The organism is Proteinivorax hydrogeniformans (assembly GCF_040515995.1).
Classification (GTDB): Bacteria; Bacillota; Proteinivoracia; order Proteinivoracales; family Proteinivoracaceae; genus Proteinivorax; species Proteinivorax hydrogeniformans.
Map to the genome: position 1 here is coordinate 1,059,783 of NZ_CP159485.1, position 19,717 is coordinate 1,079,499.

Sequence of the window (19,717 nt, forward strand, 5' to 3'; positions counted from 1 at the left end):
ACAATAATTAAAAAACAGGGTTTTTCCAATATAAATACCTAATATAAAAGGGTTTGGACCAAGCATGTAGCTAATATCGTGATGTTTACCGTGGCCAATTAAGGTCTTAGGGTCGTGGCTTTATTACCAACTTCCGACATCATATTACTTATTACCACTACTCATGTAGCTAATATCGTAATCTGGGCAAATAAAAGGTTTTGTCTCAGCCTTTTTAAGTTAAACAGAGATGTTAATTAACAACCCTTTTATGTAATTAATCTTATCAAGAATATACATTCTATCCTTTTCTGAATTAAGCATTTCATTTGTTATATTCTCTAACTCTTTGTCGATGTTATCCACTGTTATATAAAGCTTATGAGGGTTATAATATTCGCCGCTACGAATTTTTAGTTCGTACATTTCATTTGTCGCTTTTTTTATGTATGAAGCTACTAGGTTATGATATTTTTTAAGATGATCTAGTGTCATTGACTTTGATAGAGTTTGCCCTTGCTGATCTATATCGTCTAGTATTTGATCTAACTGCTCCTTTACGCTACTTATCTTAAATTGAAGATCAAAATCACTTACATTTTGTGTGGTAGTTGTCTTGTGATTTGTTTTTATTAAAGAAGTTAATTTTGTGCCACCAGCAGGTTTGTGTTTTGTATGGGATATTCTTGCCATAAAATCCCTCCCGTTTAAAGAAGTAAAAGTCTAATATTTTTATTATAACATAGGGAATAATTATATAAAATACAAACCTTTTACACAAACTGATAATATAGAGGAAATATTTTTAATAATTGCAGGAATATTACTTCCAGTCTAGAATATTTATCTGTAGGGTAACGAAATATTTATTTAAGGAGGTTTGCAGATTGCTAGATAACAAAGTAATTGGAGATGTTTTAGATCAGGCGCTATCAACTGGTGGTGATTTTGCAGAAATTTTTCTTGAGGATACAAGAAACAATTCTATAACCATGATTGGTGGTATTGTAGAACGAACTATTTCTGGTAGAGAGTATGGATTGGGATTAAGAATTTTTAATGGGCTTAACTCTGTTTATGCTTATACCAATGATACAAGCAGAGAAAACCTTTTATCCGTAGCCAAGAAGGCTGCTATGGCAATAAAGGGTACTAAAATGGATTTAGTGTTAAACTTTCAAAAGCAAGAGATTACAAACGCTCATCCTATTGTAAAGATTCCCAAAGACATTTCTCAAAAAGAAAAGGTTGCAATCATGAAAAGGGCACATGAGGTGGCTAACAACTATAGCGAGGAAATAAGCCAGGTTGTTGTAAACTATTTAGATAACGAGCAAAAAGTTTTAATAGCCAACTCTGATGGCAAGATAGTCGAAGACACAAGAATAAGAACTCGTCTTCCTATTCAAGCAATAGCTTCTAAAGGGACGGAAAAACAATCTGGATTCCATGGCCCAGGAGCCTTAAAAGGGTTCGAGCTTTACGATGAAATCAACATCGAAGATTATGCAAAAGATGCAGCGCAGATAGCTACAACTATGATTAACGCTGAGGCTTGCCCTAGCGGTAAGATGCCAGTTATCATAGACAACGCTTTTGGAGGGGTAATCTTCCATGAGGCATGCGGACATGGTCTAGAGGCTACCTCAGTGGCAAAGAAAACCTCTGTGTTTTCTGACAAAATTGGTGAGCAAGTGGCATCAGAGCTAGTTACGGCTGTAGATGATGGTACTATGCCTAATGAATGGGGTTCGCTTAATATTGATGATGAAGGAAACCCTACTAAGAGAAATGTATTAATAGAAAATGGAGTCTTAAAAGGTTATATGATTGATAGTTTAAACGGCAAGAGAATGGGGATGGAGGCCACTGGCTCTTGTAGAAGACAAAACTATAGGTTTGCCCCTACATCTAGAATGACAAACACCTATATTGACAATGGCAGCTCTACCCCAGAGGAAATTATCGCTAATACAGAATACGCACTGTATGCTAAAAACATGGGTGGCGGCTCAGTAAACCCTGCAACAGGCGAGTTTAATTTTGCTGTAAACGAAGGCTACATAGTGAAAAATGGTAAAATAGATCGCCCTGTTAGAAGTGCTACTCTTATTGGCAGAGGAATTGATGTTCTTAAAAAGATTGATATGGTTGGGAACAACCTTAAACAAGCTCCAGGAATGTGTGGATCAGTAAGTGGTGCTGTTCCAACGAATGTTGGGCAGCCGATGATAAGAGTTTCTGAAATAACTGTCGGTGGAAGAAAGGGGGAGTAATCTGATGAACTTAAACGAATTTAAACAAAAGCTATTTGAAGCCGGAGAAAAGCAAGGTTTTAAGGACATGGAGTTATATTACCAAAGAACAGATAGCCTTAACGTTAAAGTTTTTAAAGGAGAGGTAGATAATTACTCAGTTTCAGATTCCTCAGGATTGTCTTTTAGAGGAACCTTAAATGATAAGATGGGATACTCCTATACCGAAAAAATTGATGATAGTTCTATAGAAATGCTGGTAAACGAAGCAAAAGAAAATGCTCAAGTAATTGAAGACAAAGATGTTGTGGAAATTTTTGCAGGATCACCTTCATATAGTGAATTTGAGGGTTATTCCAAAGAATTAGAACAGCTTACTGCGGAAAAAATAATTCAATTTGCTAAAGAACTAGAGCAAGAAGCTTATAAGCTAGATGACCGAGTAGTGTCTGTTAATATGTGTCAAGTTGCTAAGTCCGAAGGGGAAAAGCTTATAGCTAATAGTAAAGGTTTAGAAAAGGCTGCCAAAGATAATCTAGCTTATTGCGTTGTTTCTGTAGTTGTAAAAGAAGGAGAAAGCGTAAAAAGTGATATGCAGTTTTTAGGTACTAAGGAATTAAAAGATTTTGACGCAAAGAAAGTTGCAAAAGAGGCGGTGGACAAAGCAACATCTGCCCTTGGAGCTTCTAGTATAAAATCCAAAACATACCCTACCATCATTAAAAACACAACTGCGGCGAATCTTTTGGCAACCTTTAGTTCAACCTTTACAGCAGAAGCTGTACAAAAAGGAATGTCTTTACTTAAAGGTCGTATAGGCGATGAAGTAGCAACTAGCCAGGTGACCATAGTAGATGACCCACTCTACCAAAAAGGGTTAATGTCAACACCTTTTGACGCAGAAGGTGTTGCAACCTATACAAAGAACGTTGTGGAAAATGGTAAGCTTAATACATTTTTACACAACCTAAAAACTGCCAGAAAAGATGGAGTTAAATCTACTGGAAATGCATCTAAGGCTTCGTATAAAGGGGCTGTTGGAATTGCTCCAACAAATATGTTTATAAAGCCTCAATCTAAAGGCTATGATGAGATGGTACAAAGCATTGAAGAGGGCGTAATTATTACTAGCCTACAAGGCCTGCACTCTGGTGCTAACACAGTTTCCGGTGACTTTTCTTTAGCAGCAGCAGGTTATTTAATTGAAAATGGCGAAATTAAAAGACCGGTAGATCAGATAACTATAGCAGGTAACTTCTTCGAAGTACTAAAGGATATCGAAGAAATAGGAAATGATTTAGAGTTTGGTCTACCATCAAACGGATATATCGGTTCCCCGTCTTTAAAAATTAAAGGCATAGCTGTCTCGGGATAGTATATGTTTAACGATATAATAATAAGCACCTTGGCGGGGTTATCTACCGCCATAGGTGCTGTTTTAATCATTGTGATGGGGAAACCACCGGACAAAATGGTATCAACAATGTTAGGATTTGCTGCTGGAATAATGATAGCTATATCTACTTTAGAGCTAATACCGGAGGCAGTTGAATTAGGAGGAACATTTATTGCTGCCTTAGGTTTTGTGCTTGGAACCTTTTTAATGTTAGTATTAGATGGCTTAATACCTCATGCTCATATGGGATCTGGCGAAAAGGAATCAAAGGAAAGCGAAATGAAAAAGATGGGGTATTTCATATTTTTTGGTATAGCCCTTCATAACTTACCAGAGGGGTTAGCTATTGGTGCTGGCTTTGAAGCTCAAGGTACGTTAGGATTTACTATAGCTTTAGCCTTGGCAATTCACAACATACCTGAAGGTATGGCTACAGCAGTTCCTCTTATAAAGGGAGGAGTTAGCAAAGGCAAAGTATTTATATTAACACTTTTTGCAGGACTAATGACTCCTGTAGGAACAGCGCTAGGCTTTTTGATTTTTAATATATCACAAGATTTCGTGGCAGTGTCATTAAGTTTAGCAGCAGGAGCTATGATTTACATTGTAGGCGACGAGCTAATACCACAATCACATAAACAACATAGCCATACAGCCAATTTAGGGCTTTTAGCTGGGTTTTTATTAGGATTGATTATAGTTTGAAAAAGTAAAGTTATTTTACAAATAAAAAAAGCGGTCTAATCACCGCTTTTTTTAAATCTTTTTTACAATATTTTAATCGTTAACGGTCGGTCTGGCAGTATCTAAAAGACCTAATACGATATGAGCAAGGCCAAAACCTAAAATTCCTGCTCCCAGCTCACCTCGCATGAACCAACCTAGTAGGGATACTATTACCCCTAATCCAACAACTACGTAGCTAGTGGATTTTCCACCCATTTTTTTTCGCCTCCCATTATAGAATTTTTAAAAGGGTAGCTACTGTTATTGTTTGACAAATTTATTTAAGTTATACCAAAGTTTTGTAAAGAAAATTATAAAATCATCTCTTGTATAATATGGCCAAATTATAGAAATATTAATCGTAGGAGGTGATTTACTTTTGACTAGGGTTTCAGTTGTGATAGTATTTTTAATGTTTAGCGCAGGTTTGTTTGGTTGCTCCATAGGCGGTGATACAACAGGTGATGGTGAATATATAGATGGAACGTACACAGGGACGGGGCAAGGATACGGTGGTGAAATCAGGGTTCTAGTAGAAATAGCAAACGGGCAGATACAGTCCGTGAATATAGAGGAACACTCTGAGTCAGAGGAGATAGCAGATCCTGCACTAGACCAGATACCATCAGCCATTGTAGAAGAACAAAGCACTGATGTAGATAATGTATCTGGAGCAACAGCTACTAGTGAAGGAATTAAAGATGCTGTAGAAGACAGCTTAGAAGAAGCTCGATAGATACTAGTAAACTCCACATTAAGTGGGGTTTTTTTATATTTATAGTCCTTTGTTTATTGGGCTTTGACTTTGTCACATATTAGTGTAAAATTTATGATAAGAAGTATTTTTTAGCTATTGCAGTTTAAACAAGAAGAAGATTAAGATAAGGGTGGTATTATGATTAAAGCTATAATAATAGATGATTCTAATTTTATGAGAAAAGTATTAAAGGATATACTAAAGGATAGTAATATTCAAGTAGTTAGTGAAGCGGAAAACGGTTTTATTGGTCTGGGCGAAATCCAAAAACATAATCCAGATGTAGTATTATTGGATGTTGAAATGCCGATATTAAGTGGCTTAGACACTTTAGAGCTAATAATGAAAAAATGTCCAACTCCTGTAATAATGTTCAGCTCATTAACAAAGCAAGGAGCAGATACCACGATAGAAGCTTTAAAACTGGGGGCAGTTGACTTTTTGCAAAAACCTAAAAGCAGTTTTGAAGTTTTTAAATTAAAAGATCAGATTCTACAAAAGATAAAAACTGCCAATCAAGCTAAACTTAAAGATAACAAAAAAGAAGAGCAAAAAATAAAAACGAAGCAAGATTCTAATAAGCAAAAGACTAGCATAAAAAACTTAACAGAAGCAAATAAAGCTATAGTTGTCGGTTGTTCTACAGGTGGTCCTAAAGCTTTGACGCAGTTATTGACAGACTTAAGAAATTTAAAAGGTGCTATGTTAATCGTACAACATATGCCCGCGTTTTTTACAAAAACTTTGGCCCGCCGCCTAAACGATCTGGCTCATTACCCTGTCAAGGAAGCAGAAGATGGTGAAATTGTTAAAGATAAAATGATTTATCTAGCTCCTGGAGACTATCATTTAACCGTAGTAAAAAATGGTAGTAATAACGTTGTTTTAAAATTGGATCAAAAGCCTGCTATACATGGCTGCAGACCGGCAGTAGATTACTTATTTCAATCAGCTGCAAAAATTTACAAAAAAAATCTAGTGGCGGCTGTGCTTACAGGAATGGGTAAAGATGGATTAGAAGGAAGCAAAACCGTGAAAAAAAATGGGGGTAAAATAATTGCGGAAAGTGAAGAAACATGTACAATTTACGGCATGCCAAAGCAAGTTGTGGAACACAATCTTCAGACTGAAATAGCCCCTATAAATAAAATAGCTAGTGAGTTAGAAAAACTGCAATAACCTTAAAGGGGTGAGCAAATGGATAAAAAGATATTAGTTGTTGAAGATGAAAATTCTATATTAGAGCTTATTAAATTTAACTTAGAAAAAGAAGGACACTCAGTAATTACAGCTACAGATGGCGAGCAAGCAGTTTTTAAGGCTAAAGAGTATAAACCAAACTTGATTGTACTTGATATCATGCTGCCTAAACTAGATGGTATTGAGGTATGTAAGCGTATTAGGGAGTCTTTGGGGTTTTCAGTGTATATCATTATGCTAACAGCAAAAGGGGAAGAAATTGATAAAATAATTGGTCTTGAGGTGGGAGCCGATGATTATATGACCAAACCATTTAGCCCTAGAGAGCTAAATGTGAGAATAAAGGCAGCTTTTAGACGGTTAGACTTTAAAACAGTTGAGGAGAAAAATATTTGTAAGGGTGAATTTGTAATTAACAAGGAGCAGTATAGCTGTACATATAAAGGAACTTTACTAAACTTAACTCCAAAGCAATTTACCTTGTTGGCCTACTTAGTAGAAAATGAGGAGAAAGTTTGTACTCGAGAGGAGCTATTAAGTCAGGTATGGGGGTATGATTATTTAGGTGATAGCCGAACTGTTGACGTCCATGTGCGACAAATAAGACAGATTCTAGCAGAAACTAGCAAAGTTGACGAAGTACCTATAAAAACATTAAGAGGTGTAGGCTATAGTTATAGAGGTAATGAATAAGATGAGATTTTCTATAAGGGGAAAAATATCAGTAACCTATGGAATTTTATTTTTGTTGATAGTTTTAATTCTTGGAAGTTACTTATCTTATTTTTTAGGAAAGCAATATAAAGGCTCATTAGAGGAAAATATTAGCAACAATGCTAATCTACTATCTAGCTTTATAGAATCAATGGACGAAGGTGGTTTGCAAAGTTTTTCTGAAGAAACCTCTGATAAGCTTGGAGCTAGAGTAACTATTATAGATATAGATGGAAATCCCATATCTGAAACAGCAAAACCTCCTCATTACTTGGAAAATCATATCGATAGGCCGGAAATACAAGGAGCAATAAAAGGGCGAGTAACTACAGAACAAAGATATAGCCGGACAATGGCAACTGATATGTTATACAGCGCTGCACCAATTCTGGATAACGATGGTCAGGTAATTGGTTTTTTTAGATTAGCTAAACCCTTAGATGAAATCAGAAGCGCTATTTCTCAAATTAGGTTTGTGGTATATGTCGGCTTTTCAGTAGGTATTATTTTAGTGTGGATTATAGGTGGTTTTTTAGCTAAGGCCATAACAAAACCTCTAGGAGTTTTAATGAATAAAGCCAAAAGAGCTGGACGTGGAAATTTTTCCAACATAAAAGAGATTTATTCAAGGGATGAAATTGGTCAGTTAGAGGATGTATTTAATGAGATGGGCCAAAACCTAGGTTTGATGGTGGAAGACTTAGATAAAGAAAGGATCCGATTGACTAGAATTTTAGATAACTTGCCCGTAGGAGTGCTGGTTATAAATCATGAATGTAGACTTCTGACCTCAAATCATACAGCAAGACATATATTAGGGTATCAACAGGGTGAAGAGAAACCTTACTTAAATACCTTAACTGACAATTATAATATCAACAAATTTGTAAACGAAATAATAAATAGTGGAAAACAACAGAATACAGAAATAATCTTAGGAGAAGGTAGAGATGAGCAAAGATACCTTCAAGTGATGGGGGCTGTGGTATATAAAAATGAATATGGCGAAAATGAAGAGGTTGTTATAGTTCTCCATGATGTTAGTAATTTAAAAGAACTAGAGTTGATGAGAAAAGATTTAGTTGCCAATGTATCCCATGAACTTAGAACTCCTTTAACGGCGGTACAGGGGTTTGCAGAAACTTTGTTAGAAGAAAAGTTAGATGAAGAAACCCAGGCCCATTTTATAAAAATCATCAAAAACGAGTCCATAAGACTATCAAGCCTGCTAGAGGATTTACTTACCTTATCAAAGCTAGAAGGGGCCGAGGAAAGAAAAACAGGTTGCTGTAATGTTAAAGGTGCTGCTCTAAAAGTGGTAGATCTACTAAATCAAAAAATAATCCAAAAAAAACATAACGTAAATATTGAGATTGATGAGGATTTAAATGTTGGGGTCTATTGCGACTACATCGAACAGGTACTGTTAAACTACGTGGAAAATTCAGTAAAATATACTCCTGATGGGACAGATATTAAGATATCCGCTTTAAAAGAGGACAACAATTTTATTCGCTTAATTGTTAGAGATAATGGGTCAGGTATACCTCTAAAAGATCAAAAGAGGGTTTTTGAAAGGTTTTTTAGAGTCGACAGATCAAGAGAGAGTCAATTAGGAGGAACAGGACTAGGGCTATCAATAGTTAAGCACATAGTTGAAGGTTTTGGTGGAGAAGTTGGGTTAATTTCTAATAAAGACGGTACAAGTTTTTGGGCTACTTTACCTAAACAAAAAGAAGTTTGCTAAATTTAGCAAACTTCTTTTTGTTTACATTAAATTAACATAGCCATTATTTTGACATAACAAAGGGGAGTTATAATTGAACTGAAGTTAGATAAAGAAAAGCAAAATCAAATTCAAAGGAGGAGTTTAAATGTTAAAGAAAACTTTAGTACTTGGTGTAGCACTTAGTTTTTTTGCTCTAGTGACAGTAGGTTGTGGAGGTTCACAAGGTGGATATATCGAGGTTAGAGGATCTGATACTATGGTTAACTTAGGTCAACACTGGGCAGAAGCGTACATGGATAAAAACCCTGAAACTGCAATTTCAGTAACAGGTGGCGGTTCTGGGACAGGTATTGCAGCAATTCAAGATGACAATGTGGATATTGCACAAGCTTCTAGAAATATTACTGATAGCGAGTTGGAAAATGCAGCTTCAAATAACGTGGAGATAAATGAGTTTGTTGTAGGGCAAGATGGCTTGGCGGTAGTAGTACATCCAGAAAACCCTGTTCAAGAACTAACAGTTAAAGAATTAAAAGATATTTTTACAGGAAAAGTGACTGATTGGAAAGAATTAGGTTGGGAAGATGGCGGAGAAATAAGTGTTTACTCCCGTCAAAGTAATTCAGGAACCTATGTATATTTTTGGGAGAATATTTTAAATGAAGAAGATTGGGCAGATGGTACTAAATATATGTCAGGCTCTTCTGCAATCTATGAAGGAATCTCAAGCGACAAAGCTGGTATTGGCTACTTTGGCGTAGGGTACGTAGATTCAGGAGTAAATGCAGTCAATGTTGGTCTGTCAAGTGGTGGCCCTTTTGTAACCCCCTTAGAAAGCAGCAATATAGACGATGGATCTTATCCCATAGCTAGACCCCTATACTTTTACGTTAACGGAACACCAGAAGGGGAGCTGTTAGATTACCTTGAGTGGGTTTTATCAGCTGAAGGAGAGAAAGTGTTAGGAGAAACTGGCTTCTATGCTTTAACTGAGGAGTATATCGACATAAACAATCAAACATTTAGTCAGCTAGGTATAAAATAATTTAAAAATTGGAGTTGAGGGTAATGGCAAAAATCAGCTTGTCTAAAAGGAGTTTAGAACTTGGGAAATGTAGAAATAGGCAGTATTGGCGAGAATGGTTTGTGCTGAGGGGCCTTACCCTCAGCGGCCTTTTTGCAATAGCAATAATAACCTTTATTTTAGGATTTTTAATAAAAATGGGTATGCCAGCAATTTCAGAGATTGGTCTTACAGAATTTTTGCTAGGAAAAAGATGGATGCCTACCTCTCCACAGCCAGGATACGGTGCTTTGCCACAGGTACTAGGCACTATAGTTGTAGCGGTTGGTGCTTTGGTTATAGCATTGCCATGGGGAGTTTCTACAGCACTTTATTTATCAGAAATAGCTAATAGTAGAGTTCGTAACTTGCTAAAGCCAATGCTAGAAGTGTTAGCTAGCATACCGTCTGTTGTATTTGGATTTATTGCTTTAGTTGTAGTGGCTCCAGCAGTGGCAAGTGTTTTTGGCTTAAGTAACGGGCTTACCGCTCTAACTGGGGCAATAATGCTAGGGGTCATGGCTCTCCCCACAATAACCAGTATCTCTGAGGACGCCCTAAAGGCTGTACCAAACGATTATAGAGATGCAGCTTTAGCTTTAGGAGCAGATGATTGGCAAACTATGACAAAAGTAACTTTGCCAGCAGCTAAATCTGGGATTGTTGCATCTATAATGCTAGGGTTTGGCAGAGCTGTAGGTGAAACCATGACTGTGCTAATGGCAACTGGAAATGCAATTAGAATGCCTCTTAAAGAATATTTTGGAGTAACACTTCCTGATTATTTAAGTTCTGTTAGAACTTTAACTGCTACTATAGCTATTGAAGGTTCAGATGTGCCTTGGGGAAGCCTCCATTACCATTCGCTATTTGTTTTAGGAGCGCTGCTATTTATCTTGACCTTCATAATTAATTTAATTGCCGATATTGTATTAAATAAAGGGATAAAGGGAGGCAATTAAAATGCATAAACACAATATTAAAACAAAACTTATAAGCTTATTAGGTATAAACTTTTTAAGACTTAATGCTTTACTTGCGGTTATAGCTATGGTTTATTTTGTAGGATCTATTTTTCATAAAGGCTCTAGTGCTATCAGCTGGACGTTTTTAACAGAGATACCGCGACAAGGGATGACTGCTGGCGGCATTATGCCAGCAATTGTTGGAACAGTATATGTATCGCTGCTCACCCTTTTGATATCGGTGCCTTTAGGTGTAGGGGCAGCCATATATTTAAATGAGTTTTCAACTCAAGGGAAACTTAATAGATTGATAAGGTTAAGTATCAGAAACATGGCAGGAATTCCTTCTATAGTCTATGGATTATTTGGATTAGGGATATTTGTAGCTGGAATGAAATTAGGGAATTCACTTATGGCTTCTGCTTTAACCTTATCATTAATGACTTACCCGGTTGTTGTTACCACTGCAGAAGAGGCGCTTAGATCAGTGCCGTTAGGCTTTAGAGAAGGTGCTATGGCTTTAGGTGCAACAAGGTGGCAGGCAGTTAAACTAAACGTTCTTCCAGCGGCCATACCTGGTATGGCCACTGGGACAATTTTAGGGCTAGGTAGAGCTGCAGGGGAAACGGCGCCTATCATATTAACAGGTGCTGCATACTTTTTACCTATACTGCCTAGTAGTGTAACAGACCAATTTATGGCACTACCTTATCATCTGTATATTTTATCTACTCAACATTCGAGTATTTCTGAAGTTAGACACCTAGCCTATGGAACTGCACTTGTATTGTTAGCAATCGTTTTAATTTTGAATACTGTGGCTATTGGATTAAGATTCTATTATAGTAAATCAAAACAATGGTAAAGTTTAGGGGGCCAATAAAATGAAGAACGAAAAAGTTTTTTCAATAAAGGATCTGCATATCAGTTATGGAAGCGAAAAAGTAATTAAAGGAGTGGACATAGATATAGATCGAAAAGGAGTAATAGCTATTATAGGCCCATCAGGTTGTGGCAAGTCCACTTTCTTAAAAAGCTTAAATAGAATGATTGATACTATCCCATCAGCTAAAGTAGAGGGAAGCATTAAATATAGGGGCAATGATATTAACTCCGACAATTTAGAAGTAGTAAATTTACGAAAACAAGTTGGTATGGTGTTTCAAAAACCCAACCCTTTTCCAAAATCCATATATGATAATGTAGCTTTTGGGCCCAGACTTCATGGAGTGAGGGATAAAGCCACATTAGATGAGATAGTTGAAGAAAGCTTAAAAGGTGCTGCTTTGTGGGATGAGGTTAAAGATAAGGTGAAAAAATCAGCTTTTTCTCTTTCTGGCGGTCAACAACAGCGTTTATGTATTGCTAGAGCCTTAGCTGTAAAGCCTGAGGTGTTATTAATGGATGAACCATGTTCCGCACTTGACCCCATAGCCACTACCAAAGTAGAAGAGTTAATTAAAAAGCTTAGCAAAGATTATACAATTATTATTGTTACTCACAACATGCAACAAGCTGCTAGAATTTCCAATAAAGCTGCTTTCTTTCTAAATGGCGAGATAATTGAGTATTCAGATACAGAAAGGATGTTTACAAACCCAGAGGATAAAAGGACAGAAGATTATATAACCGGCCGTTTCGGCTAAAAAAGGGGGAATCAAAAATGGTGGCAAGGCATGGTTTTCATAAAGAATTGAAAGATTTGATAGAAGAACTTTTATTTATGGGAAATTTAGTTGAAGAGAGTATATCAAAAGCAGTTATTGCACTTAAAAATCAAAATCTAGAGTTGGCAAGACAAGTGATTGAAGGGGACGAAAAAATAGATAACCTTGAGCTAGAAATAGAATCAACCTGTTTAGCACTTATAGCCCGGCAACAACCTATGGCAAAAGATTTAAGGAAAATAGCTACGGTTTTAAAAATAATAACGGACTTAGAAAGGATTGCAGATCACGCTGTTGATATAGCAAAGATTTGTGTCAAGATAGATCAAAAACCACTAATTAAACCACTAGTAGACATTCCTCATATGGCGCTGCTTACACAGAAAATGGTTAATAAGGCGTTAGAGAGCTTTATTAAAGAAGATGTTAAATTAGCACACGAAGTTTGCAACGATGACGATCATATAGATGAGCATCATAAACAAATATTAAGGGAACTTTTGACTTATATGATGGAAGATCCAAAAAATATAGATCAAGCCACTCAACTTATGTTTGTTAGTAGTTATCTAGAAAGAATTGGGGATCATTCCACTAATATCTGTGAATGGCTTATTTATTTAGTAACTGGGGAAAGAAAAGAACTTAATAAGTAGTTTACGTGGAATAAGAAGCTTATTTGTGGTAACCTATTTTTAGGTGATAAAAATGGATAACTTAAAAGAGAAGATTAAAAGTAAGGCATACGAAATTGGTTTTGCGGAAATAGGGTTTGTCAAGGCGAGAAAGTTTAACGAATATGCAGATACTTTACACCAGCTAGCAGATAAAAATAACTATCCTCCCTTTGTCACAGAAGAGATTGAAAAAAGAACCAATCCTTTTTTGTTAATGGAAGAATGTAAATCGATAATTTCTTTAGCTGTGGCATATAATGATTTGGTTAGCCTATCGTTGCAACATCCGCCTGACAAAAAGCAAGGGTATATTACACCATCGGCATGGGGTGAAGACTATCATCTTAGGCTTAAAAATATGATGAATAAATTAGTGGCTTATATAAACTCTCTTACAAAAGGGCACTATAGGTTTCTCCCCTTTGTAGATACAGGCCATTTATCAGATAGACATATAGCAACCCTTGCTGGTATTGGGTTTTGTGGAAAAAACACTAACCTTATTACGCCAAGTGCGGGATCTTTTGTTTGGCTGGGGCATATCATATGTAATTTAGAAGTTAATGAGGATACGCCTGTAAACTTTGATTGCGGAAGCTGTAGAAAGTGTATAGAAAGTTGTCCAGTGGGGGCAATAAAAGAGGGTGAAGGATTAGACTACAGCAAATGTTTAGCAAACCAACTTATTCAAAAAGAAACTCCTCTAACAATTTTAAATCGTTCTGAGAATAGAATTTATGGCTGTGATACTTGCCAGATTGTATGTCCGAAAAATGTTCCTGTTCTAAATGGAAAAGGTGGAAAAACTTTTTTAACAGAGCCTGAATGGCTTGACTTGAAAACTCTTATGAACATTAGTAACAAAGAGTTTAAAAATCGTTACGGTAAAAAGGCTTATGGATGGAGGGGGAAAAAAGTACTAAAAAGAAATGCAGAAAATATCGTTAGACAAACTGATAAATAAAGCGTGCTCATTGCTATGAGGCGCTTTATTTATTTATATAAAAGTTTAAAGTTACTAGAAAAGCACATAAATTTTAAATTTTTAATAAAAATTTAAAATTTAAAAGGTATATTGACATGTGATATAGAAGTGTACATAACAAAAGATTCTGTTATAAAAGAGAAATAATAATGTAACGAAGGTGTAAATTGAGGGGGGAAGATTAGTGAGTGAGTTTTTTGAATCAAACTTATTGTTTAAACCTATCTCGAATTTGGGGCTTTCTGCTAGAGCCCAGCGTGTTCTTCACGAAAGGGACATAAAAACCTTAGGGCAACTTTCATTGATCGATGAAAAGGAACTACGACAAACGACTAACTGCGGAGAGCATACTATAAGGGAGATTAAGCAGATTCTAAAAAGGCAGTTAGGGCAAGGATTACACTTAAACTGCGATACTGAAATTCAAGAACTGGGGCTTTCTCCTAGATCTAAAAATTGCTTAAAAAACTTTGGAGTAAGAAATGTGAGGGACTTATTAAACATTTCTGTAATGGACCTTTTATCCATAAAAAATCTTGGCGCAAAATCTGCAGAAGAAATAATGTACAAAATTAAGTTTATACTAGACGAGAACGAGAAAGCTGCAGCATGCAAAGAAAAGTATTGGGGGCAGCCAGTGGGGGAAGGGAGCAGCATTGAACTGACCTTGTCAAAACTAATTGGCCAATATTCTGTTAAGTTATTGCCTATTGACAATGAGTTGTTAGACATTTGCAAAAAAGAAGATATACAAAATGTGTCACAGTTAGTAGATTTAGATGAGTTTGATCTTTATAACTCATATAAAGGAAGACTATTCAACAAACTATTTGAAACTAACAGTAATCTATTAGGTCAGCTTAGCTTTTTAAGCGGGTCAATTGATAAAATGACTTTAAATTACCGAGAAGTTGAAAAACTTTTACATGATCTTAGGGAAAAGCTAGTTGCTCAAGATCCCGACTGGTGGTTAAAGCAGATGTTTAAAGGGATTGATGATAGAGAATATAGGATGATTAGCCGTTATTATGGATTAAATGGTGACGTATTTACCCTTCAAGATATAGGGAATGAATACGGACTGACCAGGGCTAGAATTCAACAGATCATAAAGAAACTTAAACATAAAATAATGTCTAACCTTTACTTTGAAAATATCTATTTTATCTCGTGGCTCCATGTTTACTCCTTAGTTCAAGGCGGAGTGCTTACCCACGACCATTTTGCGAACGAATTAAGTACGTACTTAAAACTCCCATATATTAATGTAGGAAATTTTACGTCCATGCTTTTAGATATAGACCCTATGTACCAACAATTGAACTATGATGTGTGGGGAATGGTTGTGTTACCTGTTGAACACTACAGCGATCTTGTGCAAACAGGAGTAGATATTCTACAAAAAGGGAGCTATAAGGAGCAAGAGTTGTTAGAAGAGCTAAAAGATAGAGAAATTTACCTGACTTTAAACGAAAAACAAACTCCAATTAGAGGGATGTTAGAAAACTTCATACCAGCTTGCTTAGCTTCCGCTAACTGCTTTGAAATTAATGAAAATGGCAAGGTAAACTTTGAAGAACGTGAAGGTACTAAAGTTCATACAATAATAAACATTTTGCGTAGTGAAGGAAGGGCTTTACATTATAAGGAGATAATTAAAAAGGCAAATCAGCAAAAGGAAGAGATCACAGTCCAATATGCTAGAGCTATTTTAGCTAATCATAAAGATGTTTTTGCTAGAGTTGGAAGAGGAATATATGGGCTAGTTGAATGGGGGATTAAAGAGTACCCTCATATTTCCGATTACATTTATGATATCTTAAAAAAGCACAAAGATCCTATGTACTATAAAAAAATAGCCAGGATTGTTGCTCAAACACACTTTACAAAGGAACAGACAATATATAATGCCTTAACTCAAGATCCACGTTTTGAAAGATATAAGTCTGGGTATTATGCATTGAAAAAGACGCCATAAAAAAACGAGCCCTTAAAGGCTCGTTTTTTGAGTATAGATATATAAATGCAAAAATAAAACTTAGGTTCTAGCTGGTAAAATGATTGTAAAAGTAGTTCCTTTATCACTACTTTTACAATAGATTTGGCCTTTGTACTGTTCGACAACTTGTTTACTAACCGATAATCCTAATCCAGTGCCCCCATGTTTAGTGGAATAAAACGGGGCAAAAATTTGTTCAGCAATTTTTTCCGGAATGCCGGGACCGGTATCTGACACGTTTACAATTATTTGAAGGTTTTTCAGCTTGCAGGTAACTTTTAGGGTGCCTCCATCTTCCATAGCTTCTATAGAGTTTTGGATTATATTAAGAAACACTTGCCTAAACTGAACGGCATCTCCTGTAATATGTGGGATTGTTTTATCAATATTTACGGCTATAGATATGTTATTCCTTTCAATAACTGACGTTAAAGCCGATAAGACATCCTGTAAAATATCAGAAAGCTTACATTCGTTTGCTTTATCTTTTTGCGCTTTTGAAAAGTATATAGAGTTTTTCAATATACTATGTGCTCTATCTAGCTCTTCTAAAATAAAATTTACATAAACGGTGTTATTTTTGTCCACTATCTTTGTTTGCAAAAGCTGTGTAAAGCCTCTAATAGAGGTTAGTATATTTTTAATCTCATGAGCAAAGCTGGCGAACATTTGACTAAACCGCTCTTGAACTTCTTTCACATCATGACTGTTAGCTAATGTTTCGCTCATTATATCGCTTGCTAGACACAGGATTTGCTCTAGATTGGGGAAATTTAGTTCTTTAGGCACCGCAATTAAAATGGCTCCATAAAAAACCTTGCTAGTTTTTCCTATTATAGGTACAGCGACGAACGTCCAATTAAAAACCTTTTGTTCTTTAAACTCTAGCTCTTCAAAAACAAAACACTGTCTATCTTTAATAAGTTTTTTAATGGGACTTGTGCTGCTAGGTTTGCTCCAGTCTTCTCCAATTGCTAAGGTTGAATCAGCAATTGGAAAGGAAGAACAACGATGTTTTGACAGCAAATGACCTGATTGATTAAAAACGAGACAAGCAACCTGCTTTTGGACGATAGAGTCTAAATTGTCAAATAAAATTTTAGAAACAGCAATCAATTTTGAGTGATAGCAAATAAGGTCCTGTTTCTTTTCCTTAGAAAGGTTTTTGACAGAATTAACTTTAAAGGAAACCTTGATTTGGTTATCAATTAGTTCCATTAAAACACCCACTTCCAAGACTGCTTTTTGCCCAAACCCATTTAGGTTTAAATTCGCCAAATAATTTAGAAATCCTGCAAAAAGTTTGAAAAAATTAGTGAAACATTTAACTATTTTGACAAAGCTTTAGTTATCTTTACTGTAAATACTAGTAATATCGGCAAAATAATAGAAATTTTACTATTTAGATTGCCAAAATAGTTGACCGAGCCACTAATTGTTGGTATCCTAGAGTTAACCAAGCGTGGAGGTGTGTTTTGTGGAAAAAAAATACTGTGAACATGTTGAGGAAATAGAGCACTTAATAAGAAAGGTAAGCTTTGTTATTAAATGCAGGGGAAGAGACATATTAGAGGACTTTGATATAACTCCACCTCAATTTAATGCCTTGCTTTTGCTTCGTGAATACGGCGAAATGACAATTGGAGACTTAGGAAGTCGTATGTATCTTGCAAGCAGTACCGCTACCGACCTAATTGATCGCATGGAAAGAAATCAATTAGTGGAAAGAACTAGAGATGGTAAGGATAGAAGGGTAGTTCGCTTGAAAATGACTGAAAAAGGCGATCAAATGATTATGGAAGTACTTGAAAGCCGAAAAAGATATTTAGAAAAGATACTTGTTAAAGTCGAAAACGAAGACAAAAAGCAACTAGTTAATTCACTTAATAAAATTTATGATCTAATGAAAGAGGAGTATAAAGCATAGTTGATCAAAACTATAATTTCAATGTTTTCTATGTAAGATTTTTATATTCCGACGGGCAGTTAGCTCCCTTGTAATCACTCCTTTACTTATGCTTTGGGGTTTGCTGCTGGAATGAAGTTAGCATGCAACATTTTCTTTGCCAGCATACAATCCCAGCCCTTAATTGCTCTAATTCCTTTAAAAGATATAATAATATTTAAAAGAAGATAATTATATATATGCAAAAGAGACGGCCTTATATTTAGGGCTGTTTTTTGTATATATATTTATTTTTAAAGCTTTTGAAATATATTAAAAAAATATTAATAACTTATGAAAAATAAAGGTATTTTAAATAATGTATAGAATAAAATAGCTAATGGAATAATCCATTAGTCCAATTTTTAATTGGACACCAGATTACCGTATTAGCGAGATAAAGTTGAGGTGAAAAAATGATATTTAATATAAATTCTATTGGTTTATTGGACTCTGGCGTAGGGGGATTAACGGTTGTTAAAGAAATTAACAAGATTCTTCCTAATGAGAGGATGATTTATTTTGGAGACACTGCTAAGATGCCCTATGGACCAAGAGAACCAAAGCAAGTTCGAGGTTTTGCAATGGACATAATTAATTTTTTAAATACTCAGGATGTAAAAATGATGGTGGTTGCTTGTAACACAGCTACAGCCGTGGGACTTGATTACTATCAACAAAAGTTTGATATCCCCATAATTGGAGTTATAGCCCCAGGGGCTCAGGCTGCAATAAAAGCTACTGTAAATAGAAAGATAGGTGTTATTGGAACCGAAGGGACTATTAACAGTGGTTCTTATGAACAAGCGCTAAAAGATATCGACCCTGATGTTGAGGTTTTTTCAAAAGCATGCCCACTGTTTGTTTTGTTGGTAGAGAACAACCTTATGGACACTAAAGAAGCAAAAGAAGTGGCACAAAGCTATTTACAACCACTTAAAAATCAAGGGGTTGATACTTTAATTTTAGGATGTACTCATTATCCAATCATGGAAGAACTAATTCAGGAGGTGATGGGGCCGGACGTAAAATTAGTAAACTCTGCAAAAGCAACAGCTCAATTAACTAAAGATATCCTGACGCAAAACAAGCTGTTATATGATGAAAGGCGAAGACCTGTTCATAGATATTTTGTTAGTGGAGCTACTGCTGGGTTTGAGAGGATAGCTGACAACTGGTTAGGGGATAACACAAAAGCTTTTAGAGTGGATTTAGAGAACTAAACTGGGAGGAAAAAACAAATGAGCTCAAAGACAATCATAATTGGAGTTATCGGTGCGGATGTGCATGCTGTGGGAAATAAAATATTAGATTACGCCTTTACGCAAGCTGGCTATGAAGTGGTTAACATTGGGGTTTTAGCGTCGCAAGAGGAATTTGTAAAAGCCGCTGTGGAGACAGGTGCAAATGCAATTTTAGTATCTTCCTTATATGGTCATGGGGAAATTGACTGTAGAGGACTTAGAGAAAAGTGCGAAGAAGCAGGTATAGGAAATATTCTACTATATGTAGGTGGAAATTTAGTAGTAGGGAAGAAAGAGTGGGAACCTGTAAAAGAGACATTTATGAATATGGGTTTTGATAGGGCTTATCCACCGGGTACTGCCCCTGAAGTTGCTATAGAGGACTTAAAAAAAGATTTAGCGCAGGAGGGTTAAGC

20 protein-coding genes are annotated in these 19,717 nt (G+C 35.8%); 17 read left to right on the forward strand and 3 right to left on the reverse strand.

Going from position 1 to position 19,717, the window contains the following annotated elements; translation table 11 throughout:
- Positions 1–219: 219 nt before the first annotated feature.
- Positions 220–672, reverse strand: coding sequence for a YaaR family protein (locus PRVXH_RS04995; RefSeq protein WP_353894214.1), 453 nt, complete (start codon positions 670–672; stop codon positions 220–222).
- Between the two features lie 194 nt (positions 673–866).
- Between PRVXH_RS04995 and PRVXH_RS05000 the strand changes: the two genes are divergently transcribed.
- Genes PRVXH_RS05000 through PRVXH_RS05010 form a run of 3 tightly spaced genes read left to right on the forward strand, consistent with a single transcriptional unit; the run spans position 867 to position 4,335 of the window.
- Entirely contained in the window at positions 867–2,255 is a 1,389-nt protein-coding gene (locus tag PRVXH_RS05000; protein WP_353894215.1) for a TldD/PmbA family protein, read from the forward strand.
- A 4-nt stretch (positions 2,256–2,259) separates the two neighbouring features.
- A complete protein-coding gene (locus PRVXH_RS05005) occupies positions 2,260–3,609 on the forward strand; it encodes a TldD/PmbA family protein (protein ID WP_353894216.1) in 1,350 nt (449 codons plus the stop codon).
- A gap of 3 nt (positions 3,610–3,612) precedes the next feature.
- Positions 3,613–4,335 carry a ZIP family metal transporter gene (locus PRVXH_RS05010; RefSeq protein WP_353894217.1) on the forward strand — a complete coding sequence of 241 codons (723 nt, stop codon included), beginning with the start codon at positions 3,613–3,615 and terminating at the stop codon, positions 4,333–4,335.
- Positions 4,336–4,407: 72 nt separating this feature from the next.
- Here PRVXH_RS05010 and PRVXH_RS05015 read toward each other — a convergent pair whose 3' ends face one another.
- Complete coding sequence (locus PRVXH_RS05015) at positions 4,408–4,572, reverse strand: hypothetical protein (RefSeq protein WP_350342624.1); 165 nt, start codon at positions 4,570–4,572, stop codon at positions 4,408–4,410.
- A gap of 163 nt (positions 4,573–4,735) precedes the next feature.
- On the opposite strand from PRVXH_RS05015, the gene PRVXH_RS05020 reads away from it, so the two are divergent.
- The 11 genes from PRVXH_RS05020 to PRVXH_RS05070 all read left to right on the forward strand — a co-directional run bounded on the left by PRVXH_RS05020 (position 4,736) and on the right by PRVXH_RS05070 (position 16,091).
- The gene (locus PRVXH_RS05020) at positions 4,736–5,092 is read left to right on the forward strand and encodes an FMN-binding protein (protein WP_353894218.1); all 357 of its coding nucleotides are present in this window, start codon (positions 4,736–4,738) and stop codon (positions 5,090–5,092) included.
- Between the two features lie 159 nt (positions 5,093–5,251).
- A complete protein-coding gene (locus PRVXH_RS05025; protein ID WP_353894219.1) occupies positions 5,252–6,292 on the forward strand; it encodes a chemotaxis response regulator protein-glutamate methylesterase in 1,041 nt (346 codons plus the stop codon).
- An 18-nt stretch (positions 6,293–6,310) separates the two neighbouring features.
- Positions 6,311–7,006 carry a response regulator transcription factor gene (locus tag PRVXH_RS05030; protein WP_353894220.1) on the forward strand — a complete coding sequence of 232 codons (696 nt, stop codon included), beginning with the start codon at positions 6,311–6,313 and terminating at the stop codon, positions 7,004–7,006.
- On the forward strand, positions 6,999–8,774 hold the full coding sequence (locus PRVXH_RS05035; protein ID WP_353894221.1) for an ATP-binding protein: 1,776 nt from the start codon (positions 6,999–7,001) through the stop codon (positions 8,772–8,774). Before PRVXH_RS05030 ends, PRVXH_RS05035 begins: the two co-directional genes overlap by 8 nt.
- 127 nt (positions 8,775–8,901) lie before the next feature.
- A complete protein-coding gene (locus PRVXH_RS05040) occupies positions 8,902–9,801 on the forward strand; it encodes a PstS family phosphate ABC transporter substrate-binding protein (protein WP_353894222.1) in 900 nt (299 codons plus the stop codon).
- 23 nt (positions 9,802–9,824) lie between these two features.
- Positions 9,825–10,781 carry a phosphate ABC transporter permease subunit PstC gene (gene pstC, locus PRVXH_RS05045; RefSeq protein WP_353894223.1) on the forward strand — a complete coding sequence of 319 codons (957 nt, stop codon included), beginning with the start codon at positions 9,825–9,827 and terminating at the stop codon, positions 10,779–10,781.
- A 1-nt stretch (position 10,782) separates the two neighbouring features.
- On the forward strand, positions 10,783–11,649 hold the full coding sequence (pstA, locus tag PRVXH_RS05050; RefSeq protein WP_353894224.1) for a phosphate ABC transporter permease PstA: 867 nt from the start codon (positions 10,783–10,785) through the stop codon (positions 11,647–11,649).
- A gap of 19 nt (positions 11,650–11,668) precedes the next feature.
- Positions 11,669–12,430, forward strand: coding sequence for a phosphate ABC transporter ATP-binding protein PstB (gene pstB, locus PRVXH_RS05055; protein WP_353894225.1), 762 nt, complete (start codon positions 11,669–11,671; stop codon positions 12,428–12,430).
- A 17-nt stretch (positions 12,431–12,447) separates the two neighbouring features.
- A complete protein-coding gene (phoU, locus tag PRVXH_RS05060) occupies positions 12,448–13,107 on the forward strand; it encodes a phosphate signaling complex protein PhoU (RefSeq protein WP_353894226.1) in 660 nt (219 codons plus the stop codon).
- A 52-nt stretch (positions 13,108–13,159) separates the two neighbouring features.
- On the forward strand, positions 13,160–14,092 hold the full coding sequence (gene queG, locus PRVXH_RS05065; protein ID WP_353894227.1) for a tRNA epoxyqueuosine(34) reductase QueG: 933 nt from the start codon (positions 13,160–13,162) through the stop codon (positions 14,090–14,092).
- Positions 14,093–14,297: 205 nt separating this feature from the next.
- Positions 14,298–16,091, forward strand: a complete 1,794-nt coding sequence (locus PRVXH_RS05070; protein ID WP_353894228.1) for a DNA-directed RNA polymerase subunit alpha C-terminal domain-containing protein — start codon at positions 14,298–14,300, stop codon at positions 16,089–16,091.
- Positions 16,092–16,151: 60 nt separating this feature from the next.
- Here PRVXH_RS05070 and PRVXH_RS05075 read toward each other — a convergent pair whose 3' ends face one another.
- A complete protein-coding gene (locus PRVXH_RS05075) occupies positions 16,152–17,330 on the reverse strand; it encodes an ATP-binding protein (protein ID WP_353894229.1) in 1,179 nt (392 codons plus the stop codon).
- 259 nt (positions 17,331–17,589) lie between these two features.
- Here PRVXH_RS05075 and PRVXH_RS05080 point away from each other — a divergent pair, with 259 nt between their 5' ends.
- The 3 genes from PRVXH_RS05080 to glmS all read left to right on the forward strand — a co-directional run bounded on the left by PRVXH_RS05080 (position 17,590) and on the right by glmS (position 19,715).
- Complete coding sequence (locus PRVXH_RS05080; RefSeq protein ID WP_353894230.1) at positions 17,590–18,039, forward strand: MarR family transcriptional regulator; 450 nt, start codon at positions 17,590–17,592, stop codon at positions 18,037–18,039.
- 434 nt (positions 18,040–18,473) lie between these two features.
- A complete protein-coding gene (racE, locus tag PRVXH_RS05085) occupies positions 18,474–19,280 on the forward strand; it encodes a glutamate racemase (protein ID WP_353894231.1) in 807 nt (268 codons plus the stop codon).
- An 18-nt stretch (positions 19,281–19,298) separates the two neighbouring features.
- Positions 19,299–19,715, forward strand: coding sequence for a methylaspartate mutase subunit S (gene glmS / locus PRVXH_RS05090; RefSeq protein WP_353894232.1), 417 nt, complete (start codon positions 19,299–19,301; stop codon positions 19,713–19,715).
- Positions 19,716–19,717: the final 2 nt, after the last annotated feature.

What these genes read in the sequence shown, in the direction of transcription:
- PRVXH_RS05030 (WP_353894220.1), top strand. Translation starts at nt 6,311, where the DNA reads ATGGATAAAAAGATATTAGTTGTTGAAGATGAAAATTCTATATTAGAG.
- PRVXH_RS05025 (WP_353894219.1), top strand. Translation starts at nt 5,252, where the DNA reads ATGATTAAAGCTATAATAATAGATGATTCTAATTTTATGAGAAAAGTA.
- PRVXH_RS05005 (WP_353894216.1), top strand. Translation starts at nt 2,260, where the DNA reads ATGAACTTAAACGAATTTAAACAAAAGCTATTTGAAGCCGGAGAAAAG.
- pstB (WP_353894225.1), top strand. Translation starts at nt 11,669, where the DNA reads ATGAAGAACGAAAAAGTTTTTTCAATAAAGGATCTGCATATCAGTTAT.
- pstA (WP_353894224.1), top strand. Translation starts at nt 10,783, where the DNA reads ATGCATAAACACAATATTAAAACAAAACTTATAAGCTTATTAGGTATA.
- queG (WP_353894227.1), top strand. Translation starts at nt 13,160, where the DNA reads ATGGATAACTTAAAAGAGAAGATTAAAAGTAAGGCATACGAAATTGGT.
- glmS (WP_353894232.1), top strand. Translation starts at nt 19,299, where the DNA reads ATGAGCTCAAAGACAATCATAATTGGAGTTATCGGTGCGGATGTGCAT.
- PRVXH_RS05040 (WP_353894222.1), top strand. Translation starts at nt 8,902, where the DNA reads ATGTTAAAGAAAACTTTAGTACTTGGTGTAGCACTTAGTTTTTTTGCT.
- PRVXH_RS05075 (WP_353894229.1), bottom strand. Translation starts at nt 17,330, where the DNA reads ATGGAACTAATTGATAACCAAATCAAGGTTTCCTTTAAAGTTAATTCT.
- PRVXH_RS05010 (WP_353894217.1), top strand. Translation starts at nt 3,613, where the DNA reads ATGTTTAACGATATAATAATAAGCACCTTGGCGGGGTTATCTACCGCC.
- PRVXH_RS05035 (WP_353894221.1), top strand. Translation starts at nt 6,999, where the DNA reads ATGAATAAGATGAGATTTTCTATAAGGGGAAAAATATCAGTAACCTAT.
- PRVXH_RS05015 (WP_350342624.1), bottom strand. Translation starts at nt 4,572, where the DNA reads ATGGGTGGAAAATCCACTAGCTACGTAGTTGTTGGATTAGGGGTAATA.
- racE (WP_353894231.1), top strand. Translation starts at nt 18,474, where the DNA reads ATGATATTTAATATAAATTCTATTGGTTTATTGGACTCTGGCGTAGGG.
- PRVXH_RS04995 (WP_353894214.1), bottom strand. Translation starts at nt 672, where the DNA reads ATGGCAAGAATATCCCATACAAAACACAAACCTGCTGGTGGCACAAAA.
- phoU (WP_353894226.1), top strand. Translation starts at nt 12,448, where the DNA reads ATGGTGGCAAGGCATGGTTTTCATAAAGAATTGAAAGATTTGATAGAA.
- pstC (WP_353894223.1), top strand. Translation starts at nt 9,825, where the DNA reads ATGGCAAAAATCAGCTTGTCTAAAAGGAGTTTAGAACTTGGGAAATGT.